The organism is Thalassospira lucentensis (genome assembly GCF_011806425.1).
GTDB lineage: Bacteria > Pseudomonadota > Alphaproteobacteria > Rhodospirillales > Thalassospiraceae > Thalassospira > Thalassospira lucentensis_B.
Map to the genome: position 1 here is coordinate 248,062 of NZ_JAATOV010000001.1, position 24,620 is coordinate 272,681.

The window sequence follows — 24,620 nt, forward strand, 5'->3', positions numbered from 1 at the left end:
CTGACTTCGCCATTTGCTATTTTTTGCCACCTGCAAGAAGCCTTGCCTCGGGCATCAGACGCAATCGGATCATTGCCAACACGCCCAGCAACGGCCCAATCGACAGCATGGCAAATGCGCCCCACCATCCAAATGCGCCTGCAACCACCGGTACAAGGTGGATCGACAGCAAGGCGATGATAAATCCGATCGCATTTTGTAATGTCAGCGCCGTTCCGACCTGATGGGGATCGGCCAGTTCGATCACACAGGACGAAAACTGTGCAGAATCCGCGATCACGGAAAGCCCCCAGACCAGACAAATGACAAACAGCACCGCAAATGGTGCATCCGCCAGAGCACCGACCAGCAACGCGCAAAGGCCACTGATACACATGGCGGCAATGGTCACCGTCGTCCGCCCAATCCGATCGGCGAAATATCCCCCGGCAAGCGATCCAAATGCGCCAATCCCAACGATGCCAAAGGTCGACAATGCCGACCAGACACCCGCGTTTTCAACCAAACGATCCGAAAGACTTGAATACAGGAATAACCCGATCCAGCCCCACATGGCATACAGTTCCCACATGTGGCCGAAATAACCGTAACAGGCATAACGCAGTGGCTTATTGGCCCAGATATGCCCCACCATGCGTGGATCAAAACGCGGCGACGCGCCCGGTGTGCCGCCAAGATTGACAAACAAGATCACAAGTGCGGCTGCGTAAGCCGACACACTGGCCGCAACAATCACCCACCGCCAATTAAGCGGCACGACAACCGAAAACAAATGCGGCAAGGCCGATCCCAGTGTCAGCGCCCCGACAAGCACCCCCACCAGAAAACCGGTATCGCCGCGCGACCACGTCGCCACCATTTTCATGCCAATCGGGTAAATGCCCGCCATGCATATCCCGGTTACAACCCGCAACGCGATAACAACACCCCCGTCAATCGGGACGGTCAGGATCAGGATATTGGCGGTTGCCGCGATCAAGGCCGATGCCGCCCAAAAGCGGCGCGGTTCAATGCGATCGGCCAAACCAAGAACCGCACTGATCAGCGTGCCCAGCACAAAGCCAAACAGAACCGAACTGGTAAATAACGATGATTGAAGCGCGCCCAGATCAAACTCGGCACGCAATTGCGGCAGCACCGCCGTTGCCGAAAACCAAAGGGCAAGCGCCATCAACTGACAGACCGTAATCATTGAAACGGCAAAGCATTTTCCCGTGCGCGTCATGCCATCCCCGGCCCATTTGTTATCATTTTCGCCATCATACACAGAAGTGCGCGAATGCCCATCTTCGAACGGTTTGAAGTTTCAGCCATTCCAGGAGGACGATCAAAGCAACGCCCAAATCAACCCGAACGGCCTTGGCAGGGCGGTTAGATCATTAACAACTTCTCCCCACCTTTAACCCCGCAAAAAAAGATGCCGCTGACCAAGCCAGACGGCATCAAGTTTCCCGAGCGGGAATGAGGTATTGGGCAATCTGAGTTAGTTAACTTGCTTTCTACGCGGTCCGCTTGTCATCAATGACCTTGCCATCATTGGGAAGGCTGCCCGTCGCGGCACATTCGACCGCCCCACGCAATTTGCAGACGCTGGCAAGGGTTTCGCCAATGGCATCAACATGCCCGGCGTCCGGCCCCTCGCAGATCAGGGTCATGACGTCATTGTCGTTTTCACGGGTGACAACAAGGCGAGCCTTGGTGATTTCGTCGTGACGCTTGATGACTTCGGCAACCTGCTGCGGATGGACAAACATGCCTTTGACTTTGGTGGTTTGATCCGCGCGGCCCATCCACCCCTTGATCCGGTCATTCGTCCGTCCACACGGGCTTTGGCCCGGTGCGATGGCCGATAGATCCCCGGTCGCAAAGCGGAGCAACGGATAATCCATATTAAGCGACGTGACGACGACTTCGCCGACCTCGCCCTCTGCCACTGGATCGCCGGTCCCCGGGCGCACGATTTCAAGAATGATGTCTTCGGCGACGATCATGCCGTCCTTGGCATCGCTTTCATAGGCAATCAAACCAAGGTCCGCACTAGCATAACATTGCAACATCGCGATATCGCGTTCGGCAAACCAGCTGCGCAGGGTTTCGGGCAATGCTTCGCCGGAAACCAGTGCGCGTTTGATCGACGAAATATCCGCGCCAAGTTCATCGGCCTTTTCGATCAGGATTTTAAGGAACGATGGCGTACCGCAATAGCCCGTTGGTTTCAGATCGCTGATGGCTTTGACCTGTGCTTCGCTTTGTCCAACCCCGGCCGGGATCACGACACAGCCACATGCCCGTGCGCCACTATCAAAAATAAAGCCACCCGGGGTCAGATGATAAGACAGGCAGTTATGCACAATATCGCCCGGGCGGAACCCGGCGGCAAAGAATGCGCGGCCCATACGCCACCAATCATCACCCTTACCCTGCGGATCATAAATCGGCCCTGGGCTTTGGAACATGCGCGCAAGGGCCGGAACCGGCGTTGCGTTTAACCCGGCAAAGGGTGGTTCTTTTGCCTGGGCGTCGATCAGATCGGATTTTCGCGTGACCGGCAGTTTCGCCAAGGCATCGCGGCTGGTGACGGTTTGCGGATCAACATCGCTTAGGATACGTCCAAATCCAGCGGACTTTGATTTCGCGTGATGAATGACACGCGGCAATGCGGCCATTAATCCGGCATCGCGATCGGCTGGTTTGCGCGTTTCAATTCCGTCGTAATAGGTTTTAAGCATGTCGCCCGTCTTTCATCCAAAATCACCAACACCCAAGATCAGGGGTTATAACCAACGTTTACGACGTTTATATGACTTGATGTTCTTAAAGCTTTTGCGATCTTCCGACCCACCACCAAGATAGAACTCTTTAACGTCTTCGTTATTCAGAAGCTCGTCGCGTGTGCCATCAAGCACCACCTTGCCGCTTTCCATAATGTAACCGTAATCGGCGACCTTCAGCGCAAAGTTGGCATTCTGTTCGACGATCAGCATGGTAATCCCTTGATCGCGATTGATCTTTTCGATGATCCCGAACACTTCCTTAACCAAAAGCGGCGACAGGCCCATGGATGGCTCATCAAGCAGGATCATTTTCGGCCGCGCCATCAAGGACCGACCAATGGCCAGCATTTGCTGCTCCCCACCCGATAGGTACCCGGCAAGGCCGGTGCGTTCTTTCAGGCGCGGGAAATAGTCAAACACCATATCGATATCGTCTTTAACGCCCTTATCCTTACGGGTATAGGCGCCCAAACGCAGATTTTCGATACAGGTCATGTCTTCGATAATACGGCGGCCTTCCATCACCTGAAACAGGCCGGACCGTACGATGTCTTCGGGGTTTCCGTTGGCGATCTGTTTTCCCATGAAATTGATCTCGCCACGGGTGACTTCACCGTCTTCGGTTTTCAGCAACCCGGAAATCGCCTTAAGCGTTGTGGATTTACCGGCCCCGTTTGGCCCAAGAAGGGTCACGATCTTTCCTTGCGGAACCTCTAACGATACCCCGCGCAGGACAAGGATCACCTCGTCATAAACAACTTCGATATTGTTGACCGACAACATCGGTTCGGCATTTTCGATTTTACGGGCGGGCTCTGCCATGGTGTCCCCTTTGATCATATCCCTGTTCATCGCCCCACCGTCGGGGGGAAAACGGAAAACCCGCTTTCCCCCCGAACAGCATGGGAGACATTCGTCGTCGGACCGGTCTTAGTAACCGAGCCAGTCATCACGGCGCGGCAAGGTTACAGTGGTAACCTTTTCGACGGTCGGTTCGCCGCCTTTTGCCGATCCTTTATAGATATTGACGGTATTGATGCCGCGGTGATCTTCGGCGGTCCAGGTTGCTTCCATGCACACACCTTCAAGACCTTTGGGGACCCACAATTCGCGGGCATACATGCCGGCCTTGATGTTTTCACCGGTAATGCCACCATTTTCCTTGGCCCATTCCATGGCTTCTTTCATGTAATAGGCTGAACAAATGCCACGGATATAATGGTGGGTACGGAATTCCTTGCCCGAGCTGTCAGACATTTTCGAAATTTCGCGCACAAGATCCATGCCCGGAACCCCTTCGTCGGTCCAGAAGCTGGTCATCGCCGGGAAGATGTAGTTATCAACATCGCCAATGGTTTTAAGCGTCTCGTAATCGCCCGCCCAGATATTGGCGAGCCATTTTGGCGTTGCGCCAACCGTGTCACAGGATTTCACCAGCGACACAACCGACGGGCCAAGATTGCCAAGATAGCCGTAATTCGTACCCGCTTCCTTGATGGTCAGGCACTGCGCTTTGAAATCGCCCGGCTTCATCGAAACGACCACCGGCTCGGTCACCTCAAAGCCAAGTTCGGTCGCATATTCAGCGCAGGCTTCTTTGGGCGCATTCGGGTAAGGATGGTTGTCCCCAATGTGCGAGAAGACCGGCTTGCCGCTTTTGCCAGACGATTTCCAATCTTCTGCCGCCCACTGAACCATCGCACGGCAGGCATCGGAATAAGATGCGCCATAGAAGAAGTTATAAGGTGCGGGCTTGGCGGTTCTGGGGTTTTTGGCCGTCGGATCGGTCAGGTGACCGGAATAGGATGCGGAATAGACCGGCACCTTATCCTTGGCGACGAAGCTGATAAGGGCCTCGGTATCGCCCGTACCCCAGCCTTGCATCGCGACCATGTTGTTGCGCGAACGCCATTTTTTATAGTTGGCAATCGCTTGGGGTACTTTATAGGCGTAATCAATCGATTCTGAATCCAAAACGGTGCCATCAATCCCGCCATGGGTATTGATATAAGACAGCGCGTCACGCACCCCATCGGCATAGAACTTGCCGATAAAGCCGGTCGGTCCGGTGATATCCATCAAGTGACCGACAAACACCATGTCGTCATCGGCCTTGGCGGCTGTCATCGACAAGCTGGTCGCAACCAGTGCGGTTGCTGCAATTACTCTTTTCATTACGACGTCTCCCTTGGACGTTTTACTCAACAAAGTAGCCTCCCGGTCCACGCCGATTTTTGATCCTGTTTCTTTGTTGTTTTTTAGCGAAACAGGCCTCGGCGGTATTGATCAGTACGAGAAGGGATAAAGCTTCCAGTACGCCCTGATCTGTTGCCAACGATGGGCAAGCCCATCCGGCTCAAAGATCAGGAACAGGATGATGGCCAGACCGATCGCCATCTCCTTGATATAGGCCAGCCCATCGGTCACATCCGTCGAGCTTGCCCAGTCAAAAACACTTAATGCACTGACACCGCTTTCCATGACTTCGGGCAACAACACCATAAAGACAGTGCCCATAAGCGTCCCCTTGACCGAGCCAAGACCACCAATAATGATCATGCCCAGAAACTGGATCGACAGCAGAATGGTGAAACCTTCGGCGGAAACAAAACCAAGATAATGCCCATACATCGCCCCGCCGACACCGGCATAAAACGATGAAACCGCAAAGCTCATCAGACGATATTTCGTCAGATTGATGCCCATGATTTCAGCTGAAAGATAATGATCGCGCACCGCAACAAATGCCCGTCCATCCCGGGTCCGCATCAGGTTGGTACCCAACAGATACATCACCACCAAGAAGAACAGGCAGACATAGAAGAAGCTAAAATCATCATAGATTTCATAGCCAAACACATTGATCGGGTTGGCCGCCGCGCCATAAGAACCACCGGTAAACCATTCTGCGCGGGCAAAGAAATCTTCCAAAATGAACTGCGCTGCCAAGGTCGCAATCGCCAGATACAGCCCCTTAATCCGGGCCGCAGGCAAACCAAACAGCAACCCTACCGCGGCGGTCATTAACCCGGCAAGCGGGATCGACAACAATACCGGAATGCCGGTGGTATTGTTGATCCATGCCGATGCAAACGCGCCAAAGCCAAAGAACGCCGCATGGCCCAGTGAAATCTGCCCGGTAAAACCAACCAGAATGTTCAAACCCAATGCGGCAATCGCGAAATAGGAAATCTGAATGAACAGATTGACGTAATACCCATCCAGAACAAACGGGATCAGGGCAACAGCGATCACACCAAGAACAGCGGCATTGCGTACAACCGTCGTATCAAAAATGCGGGTATCCTGCCGATAAGTCGTTCGGAAATCACCGCAGGGACGCATCGAAAATCCAGCCATCGTTTCTTTCCTCGTCCCTTAGACACGTTCGATATCTTTGGTGCCAAACAGGCCATACGGCTTGATGCACAAAATAATGATCAGCACATAGAACGGCGCGATCGAAAACAAATTGCCCCAGTGCAGATACTGCCCATCAACAAACTCGGCCGTGTTTTCAAGCAAGCCAATAATCACACCGCCAACAACCGCCCCGACAATGGAATCAAGCCCCCCCAAAATGACCGCCGGAAACACCTTGATCCCGATGACCGAAAGTGCTGATGACACGCCGTTGACCATGCCGATCACGATCCCGGCGACACCCGACACCAGGGCGGAAATAGCCCAAGACATGGCAAAAACGGTTTTCACGGAAATGCCCAGACTTTGGGCGACCTGCTGATCAAACGCGGTGGCGCGCATCGCAAGGCCAAGCTTGGAATATTTAAAGAACCAATAGAACCCGGCCATGATGAACAACGAGATCACGAAACTCATGATATAGGCGGTCTCGATCTGCATCCCGAGGACGTTCAATGAACGGGTTTCAAACACCTGTGGATAGGTTGCCGTGGTAGCCCCGAAAATCCATTTGGTTGCCGCCTGGAAAAAGATCGAAAGCCCGATGGTCACCATGATCACGGAAATAATCGGTTCGCCAATCATGGGCCGTAAAACCACCATCTGCAGGATGACGCCAAACGCCATCATAAACAGCAGCGTAAACAAGAACCCCATCCAGAACGGCATGTGCATTTCGACAAGAAACGCATAACAGACCCATGCCCCGATCAGCAGGAATTCACCCTGAGCAAAGTTGACGATCTGGGTTGATTTATAGATCAGCACGAAACACATGGCGACGACGCCATACAACGTTCCGACGATCAACCCGTTCAGCAGCAGCTGGAACAGAAGTTCGAAATTCATGTTGCCATCCCTGTAATGGCGGCCCGGCCCAATGGCGCGGAACCACAGTTTATTTGCGGCCTTATTCGGCTGCTTTCGGGGCCGTCTTTGCGGCCTTGATTTCTTCTAGATCGACCACTTTGACACTTGTCTGAATGCGGGTTTTTGACCCGTCCTGGAAGGTGATCATGGTATCGATATCAACCTTGTCATTTCCGGCATAAACAGCGTCGATGATGTCGGCATATTTTTCGGCAACGACACTGCGGCGTACCTTGCGGGTCCGGGTCAGTTCGCCGTCGTCAGCATCAAGTTCCTTGTACAGCAGCAAGAACCGTTTGATCCGCTGCGCTTCGGGCAAGGTTTCGTTTACCTGACGCACTTCATCGACAATCATGTCATAGACTTGCGGCTGGGCAGACAGGTTGGTGTAGTTGGTAAAGGCAATGCCGCGCTGCTCGGCCCACTTGGCCATGATCGAATAACGGATACAGATCATGGTCGACAGGAACGGCAGGTCCTTGCCCAGAATGACGGCCTCGGCAATGAAGGGCGAAAACTTCAATTTGTTTTCGATAAATTGCGGCGAATACCGCACCCCGGTCGATGTTTCCGCCAGGTCCTTCATCCGGTCAATCACCACAAGGTGCTTGTTTTCATCCTTGAAGTACCCGGCATCCCCGGTATGCATCCAGCCATCCCGAACGTCTTCGTCATAGGCGGCCTGATTTTTATAGTAACTGGTGAACATGCCCGACGTGCGGGCAACGATTTCACCCACGCCATTTTCATCGGCATTGATGACTTTGACTTCGGAATTATCAAACGCAATCCCGACCGTATCAAAATCAATGTCATCAGGTTGGTGAATGGTATAGGCACCGCACAGCTCAGTCTGACCATAAAGCTGACGCAGCGGCACGCCCATCGCATGGAAGAACTTAAACGTTTCCGGGCCAATTGCCGCCCCACCAGTCGCGGCAGAGCGCAGATTGGTAAAACCCAACCGATCTTTCAGGGCGTTCATCAGCATCCAATCGGCCAGTTTTGAATGCCCGCCACTGTCCAAGGCGGTGCGTGCCAACGCCATGCCAGCATCGTACATTTTCTGTTTGAACGGCGTTGAATCCATCATCCGTGCGCGCACATCCGCAGCAATGGTTTCCCAAACGCGCGGTGCCAGCAGGACAAAGTTCGGGCCAATTTCGCGCAGGTCTTCCATCATGGTTTCCTGCTCTTCAACGAAATTGACGATCTGTCGGCTGATCAGCGACTGACCAACCACATAGACCTGCTCCATAATCCAGGGCAGCGGCAAAACCGAAACATAGTTATCGCCCGGATATTTTGGATCGGCGCGCAAATAGGCCGCACAGTGATCAAGGAAATCGGCACTATTAAGCATCGCCATTTTCGGCTTGGACGTGGTGCCAGATGTGGTGCACAGGATCGCGCATTCATCGCCGCGCGTATCGGCCACCATCTTATCATACAGACCGGGGTCTTTGGCCTCGACGGCGCGGCCCATTTCATAAAGCTTTTCTACATCCAAAAGGCGCGGATCGTCGTATTTGCGCATGCCGCGTGGATCGCAATAGACAATATGATCAACTGTTGGGATATCCTCGCCAAGTTCGATCAGCTTGTCACACTGTTCTTCGTCCTCAGCAATCAGGATGCGCGCCTCGGAATAGGTAATCAGAAACGCGACTTCTTCATGTAGACTATCTTGATAAAGTCCAACGGATCGGCCACGCAGCGCATGGGCGGCAATTTCCGCCCAAACCCATTCGGGACGGTTTTCACCGATAATGCCAACCACATCGCCCGGCCCTATTCCAAGGGCATGCATGCCAAGCGTCATCCATTTGACGCGGTCGTTGTAATCTTTCCAGGTGAACTCCTGCCAGATGCCAAATTCCTTTTCGCGCATGGCAACGTCATCGCCCCATTTGCGCGCGTTATAGGCCAGCACTTTGGGGAATGTGTCCATTGCCTGGACATCTGCATATTCGGGAATATTGCTACTCATGCTCAGGCCACCTGCTCGTCATCGTCTGTGTCGTCGTCTTCTTCGCCGAGATAGGCTTTTTTGACGTGCTTGTTGGCCATCACTTCATCGGGCAGGCCTTCGGCAATCTTGCGACCGAAATCAAGAACCATCACACGGTTGGAGATATCCATCACAACCCCCATGTCATGTTCGATCATCACGACCGTCATGCCCCACTCTTCGTTGAGGTCGATGATAAACCGCGCCATGTCCTCTTTTTCTTCAAGGTTCATGCCGGCCATCGGCTCATCGAGCAGAATCAGATCAGGACGCAGTGCGACCGCGCGTGCCAATTCGACACGCTTGCGCAAACCATATGACAGCGTGCCAGCAGTTGCCTTGCGGATATGGGAAATCTCAAGAAAATCAATGACGTCTTCGCAGAAACGACGGTGTTCAAGCTCTTCCTTCTGAGCGCCGCCAAACCAATAAAGCGGCCCGTTAAAAACATTATTTTTCAAAAGGTGGTGGCGCCCGACCATGATGTTATCAAGCACATTCATGTGCCCAAAAAGCGCCAGGTTCTGAAAGGTTCGACCGATGCCAAGCTCTGCGCGGTCATTTGGCTTAAGCCCGGTAACATCCTGCCCCTTAAACGATACTGTGCCCGATGTCGGCGTATAACGCCCCGATACACAGTTAAGCATCGATGTCTTACCGGCACCGTTTGGACCAATAATCGAAAAAAGCTCGCCTGGCTGGACGGAAAAGCTGACGTCGCTAAGCGCACGCACACCGCCAAACACAAGCGACACGTCGCTGATCTGCAAAATGGGACCTTGTGACGTCATAACGTCGCTTATCCTCCCTGACTTGGACCGCAAATACCGCAGAACCGCATTCCCGGTTCGTGTCGGTTGATATTGCACGCCGCTTTTCAGTTTCCCTGATGATGTGTCGGATTTTTTATATGACCCTGACCTTACGGAAACCGGGCCTGACACATTTAATAAGCATTTAAGTACCAATTTCAGCATATTGCGTCAATGCAATGATCCACAAGGGATTGACGCTTTTTCACAAATTCGCACCGCACAATTTAAAGACTAACTTTAAACATGCCCCATCGACCTATGATTACGTAACGTTATTTACATATTGGGCGTTCGCAGACACACGGCACATCACCGCAACGCAAAAAACTTTACACATCCTGCAGCGCACAATTTTAAGTTTATCTTTTGGGAAAAACCGTCAAATTGCGCAGCAACCAGACAGACAAAACCCATCCGATTCGCCGGGCATCTGATCACATTACAATCTCGACTAAGCTGACAGTCCAGGCTTGGTAAGGACATCAGTCCGAACCCTGTCGCCACGCATTTCGTCAAATAGACTCGGCACTTTCAAATTGCGCATTGAAAGGCGAATTGACGAACCACATATCTACTTTTGGTTTTTCAACACTTGTTGTGCTTTGCCAATATGCTGCAATCAGGGCATTTTCCCGAATACCCCTTTTCCGGGTCTGGACTTTCGAAGGGAATTGTGGTGTAACCCCGGTGCACATTCATATGTAGCCGTGACCCGCGTCACGAGATACAGATAGCCCACCGCTCGGCGCTCCGACGGTCGGGGTGTCTTGTCACGACAAGCCCTTTTAACCACCTTGAGGAGGGTCTGATGTCCATTTGTGGCAAAGACAACCTGAAAACGCGCCGCACGCTGAAAGTCGGGGACAAATCTTTCGACTATTACAGCCTGAAAGCTGCTTCCGAAAAAATCGGCGACGTTTCTAAACTTCCCTTCACGCTGAAGGTCGTTCTTGAGAACCTTCTGCGTTTCGAAGACGATTTCACAGTTAAGTCCGACGACGTCAAAGCCGTTGTAGACTGGCTCAAAGATCGCAAAAGCGACCACGAAATCAACTATCGTCCGGCCCGCGTCCTGATGCAGGACTTCACGGGTGTTCCGGCTGTTGTTGACCTTGCCGCGATGCGCGATGCCGTTGTCAACATGGGCGGCGACGCCCAGAAGGTGAACCCGCTTTCACCCGTTGACCTCGTCATTGACCACTCGGTCATGATTGACTTCTTTGGCACCGATGATGCCCTTGAAAAAAACATGGAAGTCGAGTTCGAACGTAACGGCGAACGTTATGGCTTCCTGCGTTGGGGCCAGAACGCGTTCAACAACTTCCGCATCGTCCCGCCGGGCGCAGGTATCTGCCACCAGGTTAACGTCGAGCATCTCGCAAAGGTCGTTTGGACTGGCGAAGACGCAGACGGCAAAACCGTTGCATATCCTGATACGCTGGTTGGTACCGATTCACACACCACCATGGTCAACGGCCTTGCCGTTCTTGGTTGGGGTGTTGGCGGTCTTGAGGCCGAAGCTGCAATGCTCGGTCAGCCGATCTCGATGCTGATCCCGGAAGTTGTCGGCTTTAAGCTGACCGGTTCCATGAAAGAAGGCATCACCGCAACTGACCTTGTTCTGCGTGTCGTTCAGATGCTGCGTGAAAAAGGCGTTGTTGGTAAATTCGTCGAATTCTATGGCGATGCCCTTGCCCACATGAGCCTCCCGGACCGTGCGACCATTGGTAACATGGCACCGGAATACGGCGCGACCTGTGGCTTCTTCCCGATTGACGAAGAAACGCTTAACTACATGCGTTCGACCGGTCGTGACGAAGACCAGATTGCCCTTGTCGAAGCATATGCCAAAGAACAGGGCATGTGGGGCGACCCGGCACATGAAGCTGAATACACCGCAACGCTTGAGCTGGACATTTCAACTGTCGAGCCGGCCCTTTCGGGTCCGAAGCGTCCGCAGGACCGTGTTCTGCTGAAAGAAGCCGTATCAAGCTTCAACAACACCTTTGCTGAAATGGCACCGGGTGTTGATGCTGATCGTTCTGTCCCGGTTTCGAATGAAAACTTCGAAATGAAAGACGGTAACGTCGTTATCGCCGCGATCACCTCGTGCACCAACACCTCAAACCCGAGTGTGTTGATCGCCGCAGGTCTTTTGGCGAAAAAAGCTGTTGAACTTGGCCTGACCAGCAAGCCGTGGGTGAAAACCTCACTCGCACCGGGCTCTTTGGTTGTTGCCGATTATCTCGAAAAAGCTGGCCTTCAGGATTATCTGGATCAGCTTGGCTTTAACATTGCCGGTTTCGGTTGCACCACCTGTATTGGTAACTCTGGTCCGCTCGCGGATCCGATTGCCGGTGCGATTGAAGACAAAGACATGCTGGTAACGGCTGTCCTGTCTGGTAACCGTAACTTTGAAGGTCGTATCAGCCCGCACGTTAAGGCAAACTACCTTGCCTCTCCGCCGCTGGTTGTTGCCTATGCCCTTGCAGGTAACCTCAAAGTCGATCTGGACAAAGATCCGCTTGGTACCGACAAAGATGGCAACGATGTCTATATGAAAGACATCTGGCCGACCAACAAAGAGATCGCGGACACCATTGCATCCTCGATCTCGGCTGCGATGTACAAAGATCGTTATGACAACATCTTTGCCGGTCCGAAACCATGGCAGAACATCCAGGTTACCGAAGGCGAAACGTTCAAGTGGGACAACAAATCCACTTACGTTCAGAACCCGCCTTACTTCGTCGACATGGCGAAGGAACCTGGTGAATTCTCCGAAGTTCATGGCGCACGTCCGCTTCTGATCCTTGCTGACTCCGTCACGACCGACCACATTTCACCGGCCGGCTCGATCAAGGAAGAAAGCCCGGCAGGCGAATACCTTAAGGAACACGGCGTCGCTGTTCGCGACTTCAACTCCTATGGTGCACGTCGTGGTAACCACGAAGTCATGATGCGCGGCACCTTTGCCAACATTCGTATCCGCAACGAAATGGCACCGGGCACCGAAGGTGGTGTTTCGGTTCATTATCCGTCCGGCGAACAGGGTTGGGTCTATGACGTAGCAATGCGTTATCAGGCCGAAGGCACCCCGCTTGTGATTGTTGCTGGTAAAGAATACGGCACCGGTTCGTCGCGTGACTGGGCAGCAAAAGGCACCAACCTGCTTGGCGTCAAAGCTGTGATCGCGGAAAGCTTCGAGCGTATCCACCGCACCAACTTGGTCTGCATGGGCGTTCTGCCGCTGCAGTTCAAAAACGGTGAAGGTCGTGCGACCTACAAGCTTGATGGTTCGGAAACCTTTGACGTTCTGGGTATTGCCGATGGCATCACCCCGCAACAGGACGTTACGGTTCGCATCACGCGCAAAGATGGCAGCACCGAAGAGTGCACCGCCACCTGCCGTATCGATACCGAGAACGAAGTTCTCTACTACCAGAACGGCGGCATCTTGCAGTTCGTTCTGCGTAACATGATCAAAGCGGCCTGATTTCCGATTCGGAAATCATCTGCTTGATGACTTTTCACCCCGTCGGGCAACCGGCGGGGTGATTTTATTTTGCCGACCTTTCATTGGTTCAAAATCATTGCCACATGAAGTTTGATCCATAACAATTCTTAGGAACAGCTAGTCTGATAGGCAGTGAAAGAAGATTGAATTGGCCACCACATCACAGCCCGACGAAAACGAAGCACGTTTACAGGTTCGAATGATACGCCCCACCTCTGACGATGGACCAAACAGTGGTCGAACGGTCGGCACCCTGTCGCCCGGTAAGGTTCTGACGTGCGCCCCAGACTTGCCACTTGGCAAGGCGATCGCGCATATGAGGAAAAGCAATTGCAGTTCAATTGTTGTGGTGTCGTCGCATAAACCCATCGGGATCATCACCGAAAAAGACGTCTTATCCCTGCCCGCAGACAGCCATTCTGCCCTGAATGCGCCGATCGAAAATCACATGTCCAAACCGGTACATACCATTTCGGTCCATGCCAGCCAGCAGGCAGCAATCGTGCGTATGCGCGACTTGAATGTGCGCCATCTGGCAACCGTTGATGAGCAGAACCATTTGGCGGGTATCATCAGCCAAACCGACCTGATCCGACAGGTTGCTGTCAGTAAATCGCTTAATTCCAATGACGTTGAAACCGCTGTGCGGCGCTCGACGCTGTTTGTTGATGCAGGCATATCTGTCAGCGACTTACGGCTGAAAATGCATTCGGAAAAATGCGACAACGCCATTGTCACCGGTTTTGACCGCGACCTTCCCGCGGCCGAGCAAACCGGGATCATTACCGAACGCGATATTCTGCGCTATCTGGTGGACGGAAACGAACATCAAAGTGCTGGCGATATTGCCACACGTCCGGTGACCATGGTCAATCATGCCATAAACCTGAATGACGCACGCGATATTATGATGCGCGCCAATATCCGTCATCTTGTTGTGCATAACCGCCACAAAGAAGTCATTGGCGTTCTGTCGTTCGCCGATTTGCTGCATTTCATTGAACAGGACTATTTCGCACAGCTGCGCAGCTTGAACGAAGACAACAACAGCGACGTCGCAAATGCCAAGCGGTCCCTGTTGCTGGCTCATAAGCTTATTGAAACCTCACCAGACTGCGTGATGGTTTGTAATGCGCGCGGCGATATCGAGGCCGTCAATCCTGCCTTCACTCGTGTCACCGGCTATCAGGCCGAAGAAGTGATTGGCAAGAACCCGCGTATTTTACAATCGGGCCGCCAAAACAAGGCGTTTTATGACGCCATGTGGGGCGAAGTCATGCGCACCGGAAACTGGGAAGGCGAGATTTGGAACCGCCGCAAATCGGGCGAAATTTATCCCGAATGGTTGTCGATCATGGCAATCCGCGATTCCGATGGCATCACCAGCCACTATGCCGCGATCTTTACCGACATCAGCGGGCGCGAGAAAAATCGCGAAAATATCCGGCGCTTGGCCCATACGGATGAATTGACCGGCATGCCCAACCGCCGCCGGTTTGCCGAACTTCTATCGCATCATATCGGACGTGCGCGCCAGCAGGGCACGCGCCTTACGGTGATCATGCTTGATATTGATAACTTCCAACGCGTCAACAGCGCGCTTAGCCATAATGACGGCGATGATGTTCTGATTGAAGTTGGTCGTCGCATCACCCGCGAACTTGGCCAAGACGCCGTAGTCGCGCGTGTCGGTGCCGATGAATACGCCGCCATTTTACCCGACGTTCAAACCGATCATGACGCACGCAAGGCATCTGATACTTTGCTCGGCCGTTTACGCGAACCTTACATGACCCGAAAGGGTACAGAACTTTATCTGTCGGCAAGTATCGGCATCGCCTGCTTCCCCGAAGACGCCCACGACACCAGCATGCTTCTGCGTAACGCGGAACTTGCGATGATGGAGGCCAAGGAAGAAGGCCGAAACCGTGCCCTCAAATACCGCCAGGCACTTGAATCCCAAAACGGTGCCGAACTCGAACTTGAAACCGCGTTCCGCCAAGCCCTTGATAATCAGGAACTACATTTAGTTTATCAGCCACAATTCGATGCCCGCACCCAAGAGCTTTGCGGTGTAGAGGCCTTGGCAAGATGGACACGCCCCGATGGCACCGTCATTCCGCCATCGACATTTATCCCGATGGCCGAAAACATCGGTGCGATTGATGATCTGGGCCGGTGGGTGATGCGCACCGCATGCCGCCAATTGATAAACTGGCGCGCTGAGGGACTGCTTAATTTGCGTGTGGCCATCAACGTGTCGGTTCAGCAGTTCTATGGTGCTGTTGATTTCGCCGAACAGCTTCGCACCATTTTGCTCGACAAAGGTATTGCCGCGGATCGCCTTGAAATCGAAGTCACCGAAAGCCTGTTCATGCGCAATATTGATGATATGCGAATCAAGCTTCAGCGCGTGCGTGATCTTGGCGTCAATATCTCACTCGACGATTTTGGGACTGGTTTCTCAAACCTTAGCTACCTGCGCACCCTGCCGTTTGACACGCTTAAGCTTGATCGTAGCTTTGTGATCGATATCGATAACGGCGAAGATGGCCAGGCCCTAGCGTTGTCGATCCTTAAAATGGCGCAAAACCTTGGTAAAACCTGCGTTGCTGAGGGGGTCGAAAACCATCATCAACTGGCCTTCCTGCGTAATGCCGGTTGTGATTTGATCCAAGGATATCTTCTGGGCAAGCCAATGCCAGCTGATGACATCACGGCCATCGCCAAACAACAGCAATCCTTGGCCATTTAAGAACACGGCGTTTCACGCTTTGGCCTTCACCACAGGCCCCGTTCAATAAATGCTCAAGGCCTTGTGATTTGGGGATGTGCCATGCTTTCGGGCATCATGCGGGTATGAACATGATCCGTGCCCTTATCCTTACGCTGCCTCTTGTCCTTTTGGGATTTTCGAACGCCGCCACGGCGGATGATGGCGTGCGGCCCCGCGCCGTGGTCGAGCTTTACACATCAGAAGGATGCAGCTCCTGCCCGCCAGCGGACGCTGCTTTGCATACCGTAAATCAGGACCGCCGCGATCTTTTGGTGCTGTCATATCATGTGGATTATTGGAACTATCTGGGTTGGACGGACCCATTTTCCAGCGCCATGTTTACCGACCGCCAGCATGCCTATGCCCAGCATATGCGCGAAAGATACGTTTATACGCCGCAAATCATCATCAACGGTCATCACGTCGTAAAATCCCCCGACCAGCAAACGATTAAAGTCGCCAGCAACCAAATTGCACCCTTGCAAGACATCGTCGATTTGACCCTCGCCCCACGGGATAAAAACCACCCTGCCCGCGGCACCATAAAACTTCGCACGCTTAACCATACAAAGAACGCCAACGGGTTAAAACTTTGGCTGGTTGGGTTTGATGACGAACGTGCCCGTGATGTCCGATCCGGCGAAAATGCTGGTCGGCGTCTGGTGCATGCCAATGTGGTTCGTGAAATGATCGATCTGGGAACTTGGAACGGCACGGCCGATCAGCGGAATTTCACCATGCCATCGCCCTGCGATGGCGGCGTAGCGGTTTTAGTTCAAGATGGATCAGGTGGTCCGATCATCGCCGCCTCGATGGTGCAGTTCTGACCTCGCAAACATGCACAGCACACGCCCTTTCGGCGTGTTGAAATCTTTCTTTCCTGCCAAACCCAACTCTCTCTTTTGATTGATTTGAAACAATGCCATTGGTTTCAATGTCGGTTAAAGCATGAACATTAAGTGCGAACGCGTTATAGAATGACGTGACGCAATGCGATTTTCGATAATAGAACGGGTTACATGGCAGTTTTTAGCGGTTCTGATCTGACCTGCCTTCGTGGAGAGCGACTGGTTTTTGGCGGCCTATCCTTTGCCGCCAATCCGGGCGACGCGATCATGCTGCGCGGGCGCAACGGCGCTGGTAAATCAAGCTTGCTGCGCTTGATGGCCGGGTTGCTCGTACCGCGATCAGGTATGATCACTTGGGATGGCGAGTCCATTCATAAGGACCGTGTGGGCCACAACGCCCGTCAGCAATATCTTGGTCATCAGGATGCAATAAAACCTGTCTTGTCGGTCCGCGATAATTTACGTCTTTGGGCGCAATTGCGCGGGGTAAAGGACATCGACGCGGCCATTGACACCGCACTTCACGCGCTTGAAATCCATCATCTTTCGCGTACCGCCGGTCGGTATCTTTCAAGTGGCCAAAAACGCCGCACGGCCTTGGCCCGCATTCTGATCGGTGAAACGCAGTTATGGCTTTTAGATGAGCCGACTGTCGGCCTTGACCGCGAAAGCTGTGCCGAACTGGCCCGCCTGATTGCCGATTTCCGTGCCAAGGGCGGCATTGTGATTTACTCCACCCATATCGACCTTGCCGTTGATGACCCGGCCCTGCTGGATCTTGATGAGTTTGCTATCCCAATGGTCGAATGGCTCCAAGATCAAGACGCGCATGAACAGGACGCTGATCCCGAGTATGACCTGGATACCGACGCACCGCAATTGGCCGTGCCTTCTGATCGCCAAGGAGCCGCGCAATGACCGGATTTTTCGCCATTTTGCAGCGTGACTTGCGGCTTGCCCTGCGTCAGGGGGCTGACTCCGTCATGGTGGTTGCCTTCTTTATCGTCACCACCACGCTTTTCCCGTTTGGGGTCGGCCCCGAAGCCAACATTCTGGCGCGCATTGCATCGGGTGTGATTTGGGTTTCCGCCCTTTTGGCGGCAATGTTGTCGCTTGAACGTGTGTTTCAGACCGATTACGAAGACGGCACGCTTGAACTTCTGACCTTATCGCCGGTATCGCTTGAACTGGTTGTATTGGGAAAGGCCCTTGCCCACTGGCTGACAACCGGGTTGCCGCTTATTATCGCGGCCCCGCTGATGGCGGTGATGCTGAACATGGACCCGGCGGGCTTTGGCGTTTTGATGGTTGCCATGCTGCTTGGCACCCCGGCCCTTAGTTTGATTGGCGCAATTGGTGCAGCCCTGATATTGGGCGCGCGACGCGGCGGGGTTTTGGTGTCCTTGCTGGTTTTACCGCTGTATATCCCGATTTTGATTTTCGGGGCTGGTGCGGTCGAAGCCGCATTGCTTGGTGTTTCCGCTGCTGCCCAGTTGCAAATCATGGGGGCGATTTTGCTGCTGGCCTTGGCGGCGACACCGTTTGCCACGGCCCATGCACTCCGCCAGGCCATGGAATAGGTACTGGCGTCGATGGAACTATGCGCCTAAATAGACGACCAAACGAACGACTTCTGCGGCACGCCGCGCACCGGACGAGAGAAAATGCATCGCTTTGCTAAACCCAGTGTCTTTCTGAAAATAACCGCGCCAATCCTGCCATGGTTGGTCGGTGCGACGGTCATTTTGATTGCGTCGGGGCTTTATTTTTCCCTGATCGCGTCCCCCGTTGATTATCAGCAGGGCGCGACCGTTCGTATCATGTATCTGCATGTGCCTGCCGCTTGGATGGGGCTGTTTTGTTATGTCGGGATGGCGCTTTGCGGGGCCATGAGCCTGATCTGGAAGCACCCGCTTGCCGATATCTGCGCGCGTGCAACCGCCCCGATTGGCGCGACATTTACCGCCCTTTGCCTGATTACCGGATCGCTTTGGGGCGAACCGATGTGGGGCACATGGTGGGTATGGGATGCGCGCCTGACATCGATGCTTATCCTGTTGTTCCTGTATCTTGGCTATATCGCGCTTGTGAATGCGTTTGATGATCCAGAACGTGGGTCAAAAGCCGGATCGGCACTGGCATTGGTTGGTGCGATCAATGTACCGATTGTCAAATTCTCGGTCGATTGGTGGAATACCTTGCATCAACCAGCATCGATTGTCCGTGTCGATGGACCGGCTGTTGATCCCAGCATGCAATTGCCGCTGGCTTTGATGATCTTTGGATTTACCGGATACTATTTCGTCGTTCTGATCCTGCGCGTACGGCTGGAGCTTAATGAGCGCCGTATTCGCGCCCTGCATCTTAGCGGCATGTTTGATGACAATGGCGAAAACAGCACTGCCGAGACCAAACCTTATGATCCGAGTCACAATGCGGAGGCCAGCCAATGACTGAGTTCTTCTCTATGGGCGGCTATGCAAGCTATATATGGCCGAGTTACGGCATCACAGCACTGGCGATGATTGTTCTTTTGCTGGCGACATTGCGTGGTCTGCGCAACAGCCGCCGCGAACTTGATCAGCTTGAAACGGTGCTGCAGGCACGGCGCCCGCGTCGTAATCGCAAAAGCCGCAAAGCCACCTGACCGGAGATAAGAAAGTGTCCCTTTCCCGCGCCAAAGCCCGTAAACGCCAACGGATGTATATCATCGGCGCCGTGATGATTGCCGTTGCTGGTGCCGCCGCACTTGCATTGACGGCGTTTGAAGATTCTGTTGTCTTCTTCTTTAGCCCGTCAGAAATTGTCGAAAAATCACCAATCGATCCGGATCAACGTTTACGAATTGGTGGCCTGGTCGAAGAAGGCACGGTGAGCAAACAGCAAGACGGCAAAACGGTTAACTTCGTCGTAACAGACATGGCAGAATCAATCACAGTTGCCTATGCCGGTATCCTGCCCGACCTATTCCGCGAAGGACAAGGGGTCGTCGCCGAAGGACACATGTCACCGAACGGGACGTTTGTGGCATCTGAAGTTTTGGCAAAGCATGATGAAAACTACATGCCGCCAGAGGTTGCAGAATCCCTTAAAAAAAGCGGCCATTGGGAAGAAATCGAAGCGAAAAACGCGGAACAAATGCGCAATTAAGCCACATTCTGCCATCATAAAATCCAGCTTCGTGCACAAGGAAAACACCGCATCCATCTTCCCGCGTCAAACGGGCTCATTGTGGACAGACAATGAGACGGTGGTTGCAGATCAAATTCGGGGAAGCCTTAACAGCAGATGATTGCAGAGTTCGGACATTTTGCCCTGCTTCTGATTCTGGTGGCCGGCTTCAGCCAGGCCCTGCTGTTTAGCCCAATCAGGCTGACAGTCGGCAGAATTGCAGCAGCCCTATCATTCGGCCCCAAGACCGCCGCAGCCGTTTCAGGAAATGCTGGAACAGGAACCGTATCCGGTGCTGGTCTTGATGCTGATGAACACCCTGACATGGCTGGTTCACCGGTAGAGGCATATGCTTTGCCCTCCAACATGATCGCGTTGCCGGTGGTCATTTTGGTGCTGGGGCTCATTGCGCAAGCTGCCTTGATCCAATCCTTTATCGTCAGTGATTTTAGCCTGCCGATTGTTGCGGGCATCAGCCATTCATCAACGCCGTTGCTGTTTCGTGTGGGCGCTGCCTTTATCACTGATGGCGGGGCAATGCTGCTGTGGGTGCTGGCAACCGCATTGGCCAACACCGTCTTTGCCCTGCAAGTCTTTCGCCGGTCGTCCCAACCCGACACCAGCGCGATTGTACAAAATCAGTTTACCGCCAACGCGCTTTCAATCCTTGGTATTGTCATCACGGTTCTTGCCGTTGTGACCTTGGTCGACGCCGATCCGTTTTTACGCGAAGCCGTCGCCCCGCTCGATGGGCGGGGCATGAACCCGCAAAGCCAGGATATGTTGCGTATCCTGCGCGAACCGGCTCTTTACCTTGGCTTGGCGGGATTGGCCGTCATTTTTGCCGTCACCGTTTCCGGCCTTGCCGTGCGCAAGATTGACCGTGGCTTTGCCGAAACGCTGCGCCCTTGGGTCATGGGGGCTTGGCTGCTTCTTGGTCTTGCTATTGCGATCAATGCCTATCGGTCCTACAGCCAACAGGCATGGGGAACCTGGTGGTATTGGGACACGGCTGAAAACAGTCTGCTGATCCCGTGGCTTTTGGCGACTGCACTTGTCCATTGCCGTGCGGTTCTTGAAAAGACCGAAACCCTTAAAAGCTGGACGGCATTTTTGGGGATTTCGGCATTCGCGCTTGGATGGTTTGGCGTTTATCTGACCCAGTCTGATCTTTTAAGCCCACTGCCTAAAATGCTGACGCAAAGCGGCAATAGCACGGCTCTTTTGATTGGCTTTTGCGTTTTATTTAGTGCCGCCTACTTCCTGTTTTGGCGCCAATCTGACCGCATGGCCGAGCAAAAAGCCTTTGGCTTTGTCTCACGCGAAAGTGGCATGTTCGTCAACAGTGTGACCCTATCACTGATGGCGGCTGTCATTCTGATCGGGACAATTTATCCACTGGTTCTGCGCTGGGTTGACGGTGAACACATCACCGTTGGCGCACCGTTTTATGTCACCACCCTGTTGCCTGCCATTCTTCCGCTGATGTTTATCATGGGCTTTGCCCCGGTTTTACGTTGGCGTCAGGATGAATTGTGGTTAATCGGGCGGCGGATGAAACTCGCGGCGATCCTGTCGGCCATCATTATTCTGTTTGTCTCGATCCGCTTTATTGAACTGTCGCCTTTGCCGCTGATTGGCCTTGGGTTGGCCGGGTGGATATTGACATCCTCGGTCAGTGATCTTTGGGCACGTCTGTGGCACCAACCCGATCACGGCGAAAGCAAATATCGCAATCTGCAGCTTCTTGGTCCACGCTATATCAGCATGACCCTATCCCATATCGGGCTTGCCATCCTGATCGCTGGTGGATCCGCCAGTGCGGTCTGGGAAGAACAGGTTGTTCTGTCTGCCCGTGCGGGTCAAAGCATTCAGGTCGGGCCCTATAACCTGCAATATGAAGGCGTGTCCCTTTTGGCGGGCGAAAACTATGCCACCCGCCAGGCGACCTTTATTCTGTACCGCAATTCTCTGCCCCTCGAAGAACTGTTTCCAGAAATCCGCTATTACCCAATCCGTGGCACGGAAACCCGCGAGGCCGATATTTTCCACGGCCGCGATGGTGACGTTCATGTATCCGTCGGTGATCGTTCCGAAGATGGCGGACGCATTGTAACCGTGCGCTTTCTGCCAATGATGCCGTGGGTTTGGGGCGGTATGATTTTGATGCTGATTGGTGGCAGCGTTAGCATCCTGACGCGTATTTTCCTGCGCATTCGCAAGAACGGAGTTCCCGCTTCATGAGATTATCGCTTGCTATTATTCCGCTGGTTTTGTTTGCGGCATTGGCCGGGGTTTTCCTGCTCAATATCGACAAGGATTCATCCGTTGTTCCGTCTGTCTTGATTGACAAACCCGCACCAGATTTCTCGCTCCCGCCACTGCCGGGGGCCGATAAGGGCCTGTCGCGTGCTGATCTGACCAAGGGCGAAGTTTCCGTTCTCAATGTCTTTGCCAGCTGGTGCATCCCATGCCGTGCGGAACATCCGCTGATCAAGCGCATGTCACGCGAAGCAGGTGTGCCGATCTATGGCCTGAACTATAAGGAAAAAGACCCACAGGACGGGGTTAAATGGCTCGAAGAGCTTGGCAATCCTTATCAGGCTGTTGGCATGGATTTGTCGGGTCGAACCGGGATTGATTTTGGGGTATACGGCGTCCCGGAAACCTTCATCATCGATGGTCAGGGCAACATCAAATACAAACATGTCGGCCCCATCAGCACAGAAGTCCTTGAAAACGTTCTGCTGCCAAAAATCGCGGAGTTAAAAGGATGAGAAAACCGTTTCTAGCATTCATCTGCCTTATGGGTCTTGCGATGCCCTTGGCGATCAGCAGTCCGGCCCTTGCGGTTAATCCCGATGAAATGCTGTCCAATCCGGTTCTGGAAGAACGTGCGCGCGACATCAGTCAGGAACTGCGCTGTTTGGTGTGTCAGAACCAGTCGATTGACGATTCGGATGCGGAACTGGCCCATGACCTGCGTGTTCTCGTGCGTGAACGCCTCGTCGCTGGCGACACCAATGAGGAAGTCATCGATTATATCGTTGCCCGGTACGGTGACTATGTGTTGCTGAACCCGCCGCTTAAGCCCGAAACATACGTTTTGTGGGCAAGCCCGATTGTATTGGCAATCCTTGCCCTGCTGGCGGTTGCTGCGTTCTATCGCCGCAAGCAACGCGAAGCTGCGGCAAAACCAGATACCCTTTCAAGCGACGAAGAAACCCGCCTGAATGAAATTCTGGGTAAATCCGAAAATGGTGGCTCGAAATAATGCGATTTATACGTATCGCGACACCTAAATTATCGACCGGGGGCGCTTTGTGATCTGGCTTGGTTTAACTGTTCTGGCCTGTATGGTCGCGGTTGCGATCTATTTCAGCATGCCCAAAACAAAAGACCAACCCAACCGATCCGTTGGGCGCGCCGCGATTGCCGTGGTGCCCGTACTCGCGGCGATCGGGATTTACAGCTTCTTGGGCAACCCGACCCTGCCCGCACAGCCATATGCGGACCGCGATGGCGAACGCAATCTGGCGGCCGCCGCGGCCGCTGCTGGCAACGTCACCGACCCGAACTACAAAACCGATCAGCAAATCCGCAAATTGCTCAATCAGATCGTGCTGTCCCTCGAAGTAAACCCACGCAACCTGCAAGGCTGGATCGTTCTGGCGCGTGGATCTTTGCGTTTGGGGAATGTGGATCGCGCAGTCGCCGCCTTTGCGCGTGCATATGCCCTTTCGGGGCATAATCCGCTGTTGGCAATTGAATATGCCGACACCCGCATCACATCACAAAATGGCGAAATTGACAGCACGTCACGCGATCTGGTGCTGCATGCCCTTGGGCAAATGCCAAACCATCTTCTGGCGCGCTACTATTACGGCATGATGCTCAAACAAAATGATAAATCGGCCCAGGCGTTGCGCGTGCTTCAGGACCTTTATCGTGACATCCCCAAAGACGATCCTTTGGGCAATGCCACCGAAAGCGTGATTAAATCTCTTCAGGAAAACGGCGATCAAAAGGTCGAGACGCAATAAGCTTTGATGCGTTTAAGACGCACGAGCTATCTATCAGGATGCGGCATAAAGGCCCACCCATGAGGGCATCGTCCTGAAAGGGTTTTACCGCCCGATCAGATACAAAACACCCAGCAAAATAACGACAATCACGCCCAACGTCCCAACCAGCGCACATAGGCGCAGGACTGGATGAAGTTGCGACAGATCGCTATCGGGTTTGGTTTGGGGGCTTTCCCCACTGCCGGTGGGGCTGTTGCGCTCTTCAAAGCGACGCAGTGCTTCGTGCGCACTCATCGGCGGCATCGGTATCCGATCAAGCACGGTTCCATGATCCGTTTTATTGGAACCGTGGGAACCGTGCTTGTCTGGATTTTCAGGCATGATCTAAAT

The 24,620-nt window shown here is 53.4% G+C and carries 21 protein-coding genes; 12 read left to right on the forward strand and 9 right to left on the reverse strand.

All coding sequences use genetic code 11. The features are described 5' to 3' along the window. Positions 1-16: 16 nt before the first annotated feature. The 8 genes from HCZ99_RS01165 to HCZ99_RS01200 form a co-directional block, all read right to left on the reverse strand. Complete coding sequence (locus tag HCZ99_RS01165) at positions 17-1,225, reverse strand: MFS transporter (RefSeq protein ID WP_167445077.1); 1,209 nt, start codon at positions 1,223-1,225, stop codon at positions 17-19. A gap of 274 nt (positions 1,226-1,499) precedes the next feature. Further along, positions 1,500-2,729, reverse strand: a complete 1,230-nt coding sequence (locus tag HCZ99_RS01170; RefSeq protein WP_167445078.1) for a phenylacetate--CoA ligase family protein — start codon at positions 2,727-2,729, stop codon at positions 1,500-1,502. A gap of 45 nt (positions 2,730-2,774) precedes the next feature. Next, the gene (locus tag HCZ99_RS01175) at positions 2,775-3,557 is read right to left on the reverse strand and encodes an ABC transporter ATP-binding protein (RefSeq protein WP_167445924.1); all 783 of its coding nucleotides are present in this window, start codon (positions 3,555-3,557) and stop codon (positions 2,775-2,777) included. Positions 3,558-3,704: 147 nt separating this feature from the next. Beyond that, positions 3,705-4,949, reverse strand: a complete 1,245-nt coding sequence (locus HCZ99_RS01180) for an ABC transporter substrate-binding protein (RefSeq protein WP_167445079.1) — start codon at positions 4,947-4,949, stop codon at positions 3,705-3,707. A 111-nt stretch (positions 4,950-5,060) separates the two neighbouring features. Further along, complete coding sequence (locus HCZ99_RS01185) at positions 5,061-6,134, reverse strand: branched-chain amino acid ABC transporter permease (protein ID WP_167445080.1); 1,074 nt, start codon at positions 6,132-6,134, stop codon at positions 5,061-5,063. Positions 6,135-6,152: 18 nt separating this feature from the next. After that, complete coding sequence (locus HCZ99_RS01190) at positions 6,153-7,046, reverse strand: branched-chain amino acid ABC transporter permease (protein WP_167445081.1); 894 nt, start codon at positions 7,044-7,046, stop codon at positions 6,153-6,155. Positions 7,047-7,107: 61 nt separating this feature from the next. Next, positions 7,108-9,057: a long-chain fatty acid--CoA ligase gene (locus HCZ99_RS01195; protein ID WP_167445082.1), complete on the reverse strand. Its 1,950-nt coding sequence runs from the start codon at positions 9,055-9,057 to the stop codon at positions 7,108-7,110. Between the two features lie 2 nt (positions 9,058-9,059). Further along, the gene (locus HCZ99_RS01200; protein WP_167445083.1) at positions 9,060-9,869 is read right to left on the reverse strand and encodes an ABC transporter ATP-binding protein; all 810 of its coding nucleotides are present in this window, start codon (positions 9,867-9,869) and stop codon (positions 9,060-9,062) included. Positions 9,870-10,701: 832 nt separating this feature from the next. Here HCZ99_RS01200 and acnA point away from each other — a divergent pair. From acnA to HCZ99_RS01260, 12 genes are all read left to right on the forward strand, one after another. Beyond that, entirely contained in the window at positions 10,702-13,389 is a 2,688-nt protein-coding gene (gene acnA / locus HCZ99_RS01205) for an aconitate hydratase AcnA (protein ID WP_167445084.1), read from the forward strand. A 220-nt stretch (positions 13,390-13,609) separates the two neighbouring features. Next, positions 13,610-16,165, forward strand: coding sequence for an EAL domain-containing protein (locus tag HCZ99_RS01210; RefSeq protein WP_167445925.1), 2,556 nt, complete (start codon positions 13,610-13,612; stop codon positions 16,163-16,165). Between the two features lie 110 nt (positions 16,166-16,275). Beyond that, complete coding sequence (locus tag HCZ99_RS01215; protein ID WP_254869384.1) at positions 16,276-17,013, forward strand: DUF1223 domain-containing protein; 738 nt, start codon at positions 16,276-16,278, stop codon at positions 17,011-17,013. Positions 17,014-17,205: 192 nt separating this feature from the next. Continuing rightward, entirely contained in the window at positions 17,206-17,952 is a 747-nt protein-coding gene (gene ccmA, locus HCZ99_RS01220; RefSeq protein WP_167445086.1) for a heme ABC exporter ATP-binding protein CcmA, read from the forward strand. Next, positions 17,949-18,614: a heme exporter protein CcmB gene (gene ccmB, locus HCZ99_RS01225; protein ID WP_167445087.1), complete on the forward strand. Its 666-nt coding sequence runs from the start codon at positions 17,949-17,951 to the stop codon at positions 18,612-18,614. Before ccmA ends, ccmB begins: the two co-directional genes overlap by 4 nt. Positions 18,615-18,698: 84 nt before the next feature. Continuing rightward, positions 18,699-19,487 carry a heme ABC transporter permease gene (locus HCZ99_RS01230; RefSeq protein WP_167445088.1) on the forward strand — a complete coding sequence of 263 codons (789 nt, stop codon included), beginning with the start codon at positions 18,699-18,701 and terminating at the stop codon, positions 19,485-19,487. After that, complete coding sequence (gene ccmD, locus HCZ99_RS01235; protein WP_167445089.1) at positions 19,484-19,681, forward strand: heme exporter protein CcmD; 198 nt, start codon at positions 19,484-19,486, stop codon at positions 19,679-19,681. The genes HCZ99_RS01230 and ccmD overlap by 4 nt, the downstream gene beginning before the upstream one ends. A gap of 14 nt (positions 19,682-19,695) precedes the next feature. Next, positions 19,696-20,184, forward strand: coding sequence for a cytochrome c maturation protein CcmE (ccmE, locus tag HCZ99_RS01240; protein ID WP_167445090.1), 489 nt, complete (start codon positions 19,696-19,698; stop codon positions 20,182-20,184). A 138-nt stretch (positions 20,185-20,322) separates the two neighbouring features. Next, a complete protein-coding gene (locus HCZ99_RS01245) occupies positions 20,323-22,449 on the forward strand; it encodes a heme lyase CcmF/NrfE family subunit (protein WP_167445091.1) in 2,127 nt (708 codons plus the stop codon). Beyond that, positions 22,446-22,982 (forward strand): DsbE family thiol:disulfide interchange protein, encoded by a 537-nt coding sequence (locus HCZ99_RS01250; protein ID WP_167445092.1) that lies wholly within the window; start codon positions 22,446-22,448, stop codon positions 22,980-22,982. Before HCZ99_RS01245 ends, HCZ99_RS01250 begins: the two co-directional genes overlap by 4 nt. Next, positions 22,979-23,479, forward strand: a complete 501-nt coding sequence (locus tag HCZ99_RS01255) for a cytochrome c-type biogenesis protein (RefSeq protein ID WP_167445093.1) — start codon at positions 22,979-22,981, stop codon at positions 23,477-23,479. Before HCZ99_RS01250 ends, HCZ99_RS01255 begins: the two co-directional genes overlap by 4 nt. 49 nt (positions 23,480-23,528) lie before the next feature. Further along, positions 23,529-24,248 carry a tetratricopeptide repeat protein gene (locus HCZ99_RS01260; protein WP_167445094.1) on the forward strand — a complete coding sequence of 240 codons (720 nt, stop codon included), beginning with the start codon at positions 23,529-23,531 and terminating at the stop codon, positions 24,246-24,248. An 84-nt stretch (positions 24,249-24,332) separates the two neighbouring features. Here the strand turns inward: HCZ99_RS01260 and HCZ99_RS01265 are convergent, their stop codons facing one another. Continuing rightward, positions 24,333-24,551: a hypothetical protein gene (locus HCZ99_RS01265; protein ID WP_167445095.1), complete on the reverse strand. Its 219-nt coding sequence runs from the start codon at positions 24,549-24,551 to the stop codon at positions 24,333-24,335. Positions 24,552-24,620 lie beyond the last annotated feature (69 nt).

Excerpts from the sequence above, each read along its gene's own strand:
- HCZ99_RS01210 (WP_167445925.1), top strand. The coding sequence starts at position 13,610 with ATGATACGCCCCACCTCTGACGATGGACCAAACAGTGGTCGAACGGTC.
- HCZ99_RS01215 (WP_254869384.1), top strand. The coding sequence starts at position 16,276 with ATGATCCGTGCCCTTATCCTTACGCTGCCTCTTGTCCTTTTGGGATTT.
- ccmD (WP_167445089.1), top strand. The coding sequence starts at position 19,484 with ATGACTGAGTTCTTCTCTATGGGCGGCTATGCAAGCTATATATGGCCG.
- HCZ99_RS01175 (WP_167445924.1), bottom strand. The coding sequence starts at position 3,557 with ATGTTGTCGGTCAACAATATCGAAGTTGTTTATGACGAGGTGATCCTT.
- HCZ99_RS01200 (WP_167445083.1), bottom strand. The coding sequence starts at position 9,869 with ATGACGTCACAAGGTCCCATTTTGCAGATCAGCGACGTGTCGCTTGTG.
- ccmA (WP_167445086.1), top strand. The coding sequence starts at position 17,206 with ATGGCAGTTTTTAGCGGTTCTGATCTGACCTGCCTTCGTGGAGAGCGA.
- HCZ99_RS01190 (WP_167445081.1), bottom strand. The coding sequence starts at position 7,046 with ATGAATTTCGAACTTCTGTTCCAGCTGCTGCTGAACGGGTTGATCGTC.
- HCZ99_RS01255 (WP_167445093.1), top strand. The coding sequence starts at position 22,979 with ATGAGAAAACCGTTTCTAGCATTCATCTGCCTTATGGGTCTTGCGATG.
- ccmB (WP_167445087.1), top strand. The coding sequence starts at position 17,949 with ATGACCGGATTTTTCGCCATTTTGCAGCGTGACTTGCGGCTTGCCCTG.
- HCZ99_RS01250 (WP_167445092.1), top strand. The coding sequence starts at position 22,446 with ATGAGATTATCGCTTGCTATTATTCCGCTGGTTTTGTTTGCGGCATTG.
- HCZ99_RS01230 (WP_167445088.1), top strand. The coding sequence starts at position 18,699 with ATGCATCGCTTTGCTAAACCCAGTGTCTTTCTGAAAATAACCGCGCCA.
- HCZ99_RS01195 (WP_167445082.1), bottom strand. The coding sequence starts at position 9,057 with ATGAGTAGCAATATTCCCGAATATGCAGATGTCCAGGCAATGGACACA.
- HCZ99_RS01185 (WP_167445080.1), bottom strand. The coding sequence starts at position 6,134 with ATGGCTGGATTTTCGATGCGTCCCTGCGGTGATTTCCGAACGACTTAT.
- HCZ99_RS01170 (WP_167445078.1), bottom strand. The coding sequence starts at position 2,729 with ATGCTTAAAACCTATTACGACGGAATTGAAACGCGCAAACCAGCCGAT.
- HCZ99_RS01245 (WP_167445091.1), top strand. The coding sequence starts at position 20,323 with ATGATTGCAGAGTTCGGACATTTTGCCCTGCTTCTGATTCTGGTGGCC.
- HCZ99_RS01165 (WP_167445077.1), bottom strand. The coding sequence starts at position 1,225 with ATGACGCGCACGGGAAAATGCTTTGCCGTTTCAATGATTACGGTCTGT.
- acnA (WP_167445084.1), top strand. The coding sequence starts at position 10,702 with ATGTCCATTTGTGGCAAAGACAACCTGAAAACGCGCCGCACGCTGAAA.
- HCZ99_RS01180 (WP_167445079.1), bottom strand. The coding sequence starts at position 4,949 with ATGAAAAGAGTAATTGCAGCAACCGCACTGGTTGCGACCAGCTTGTCG.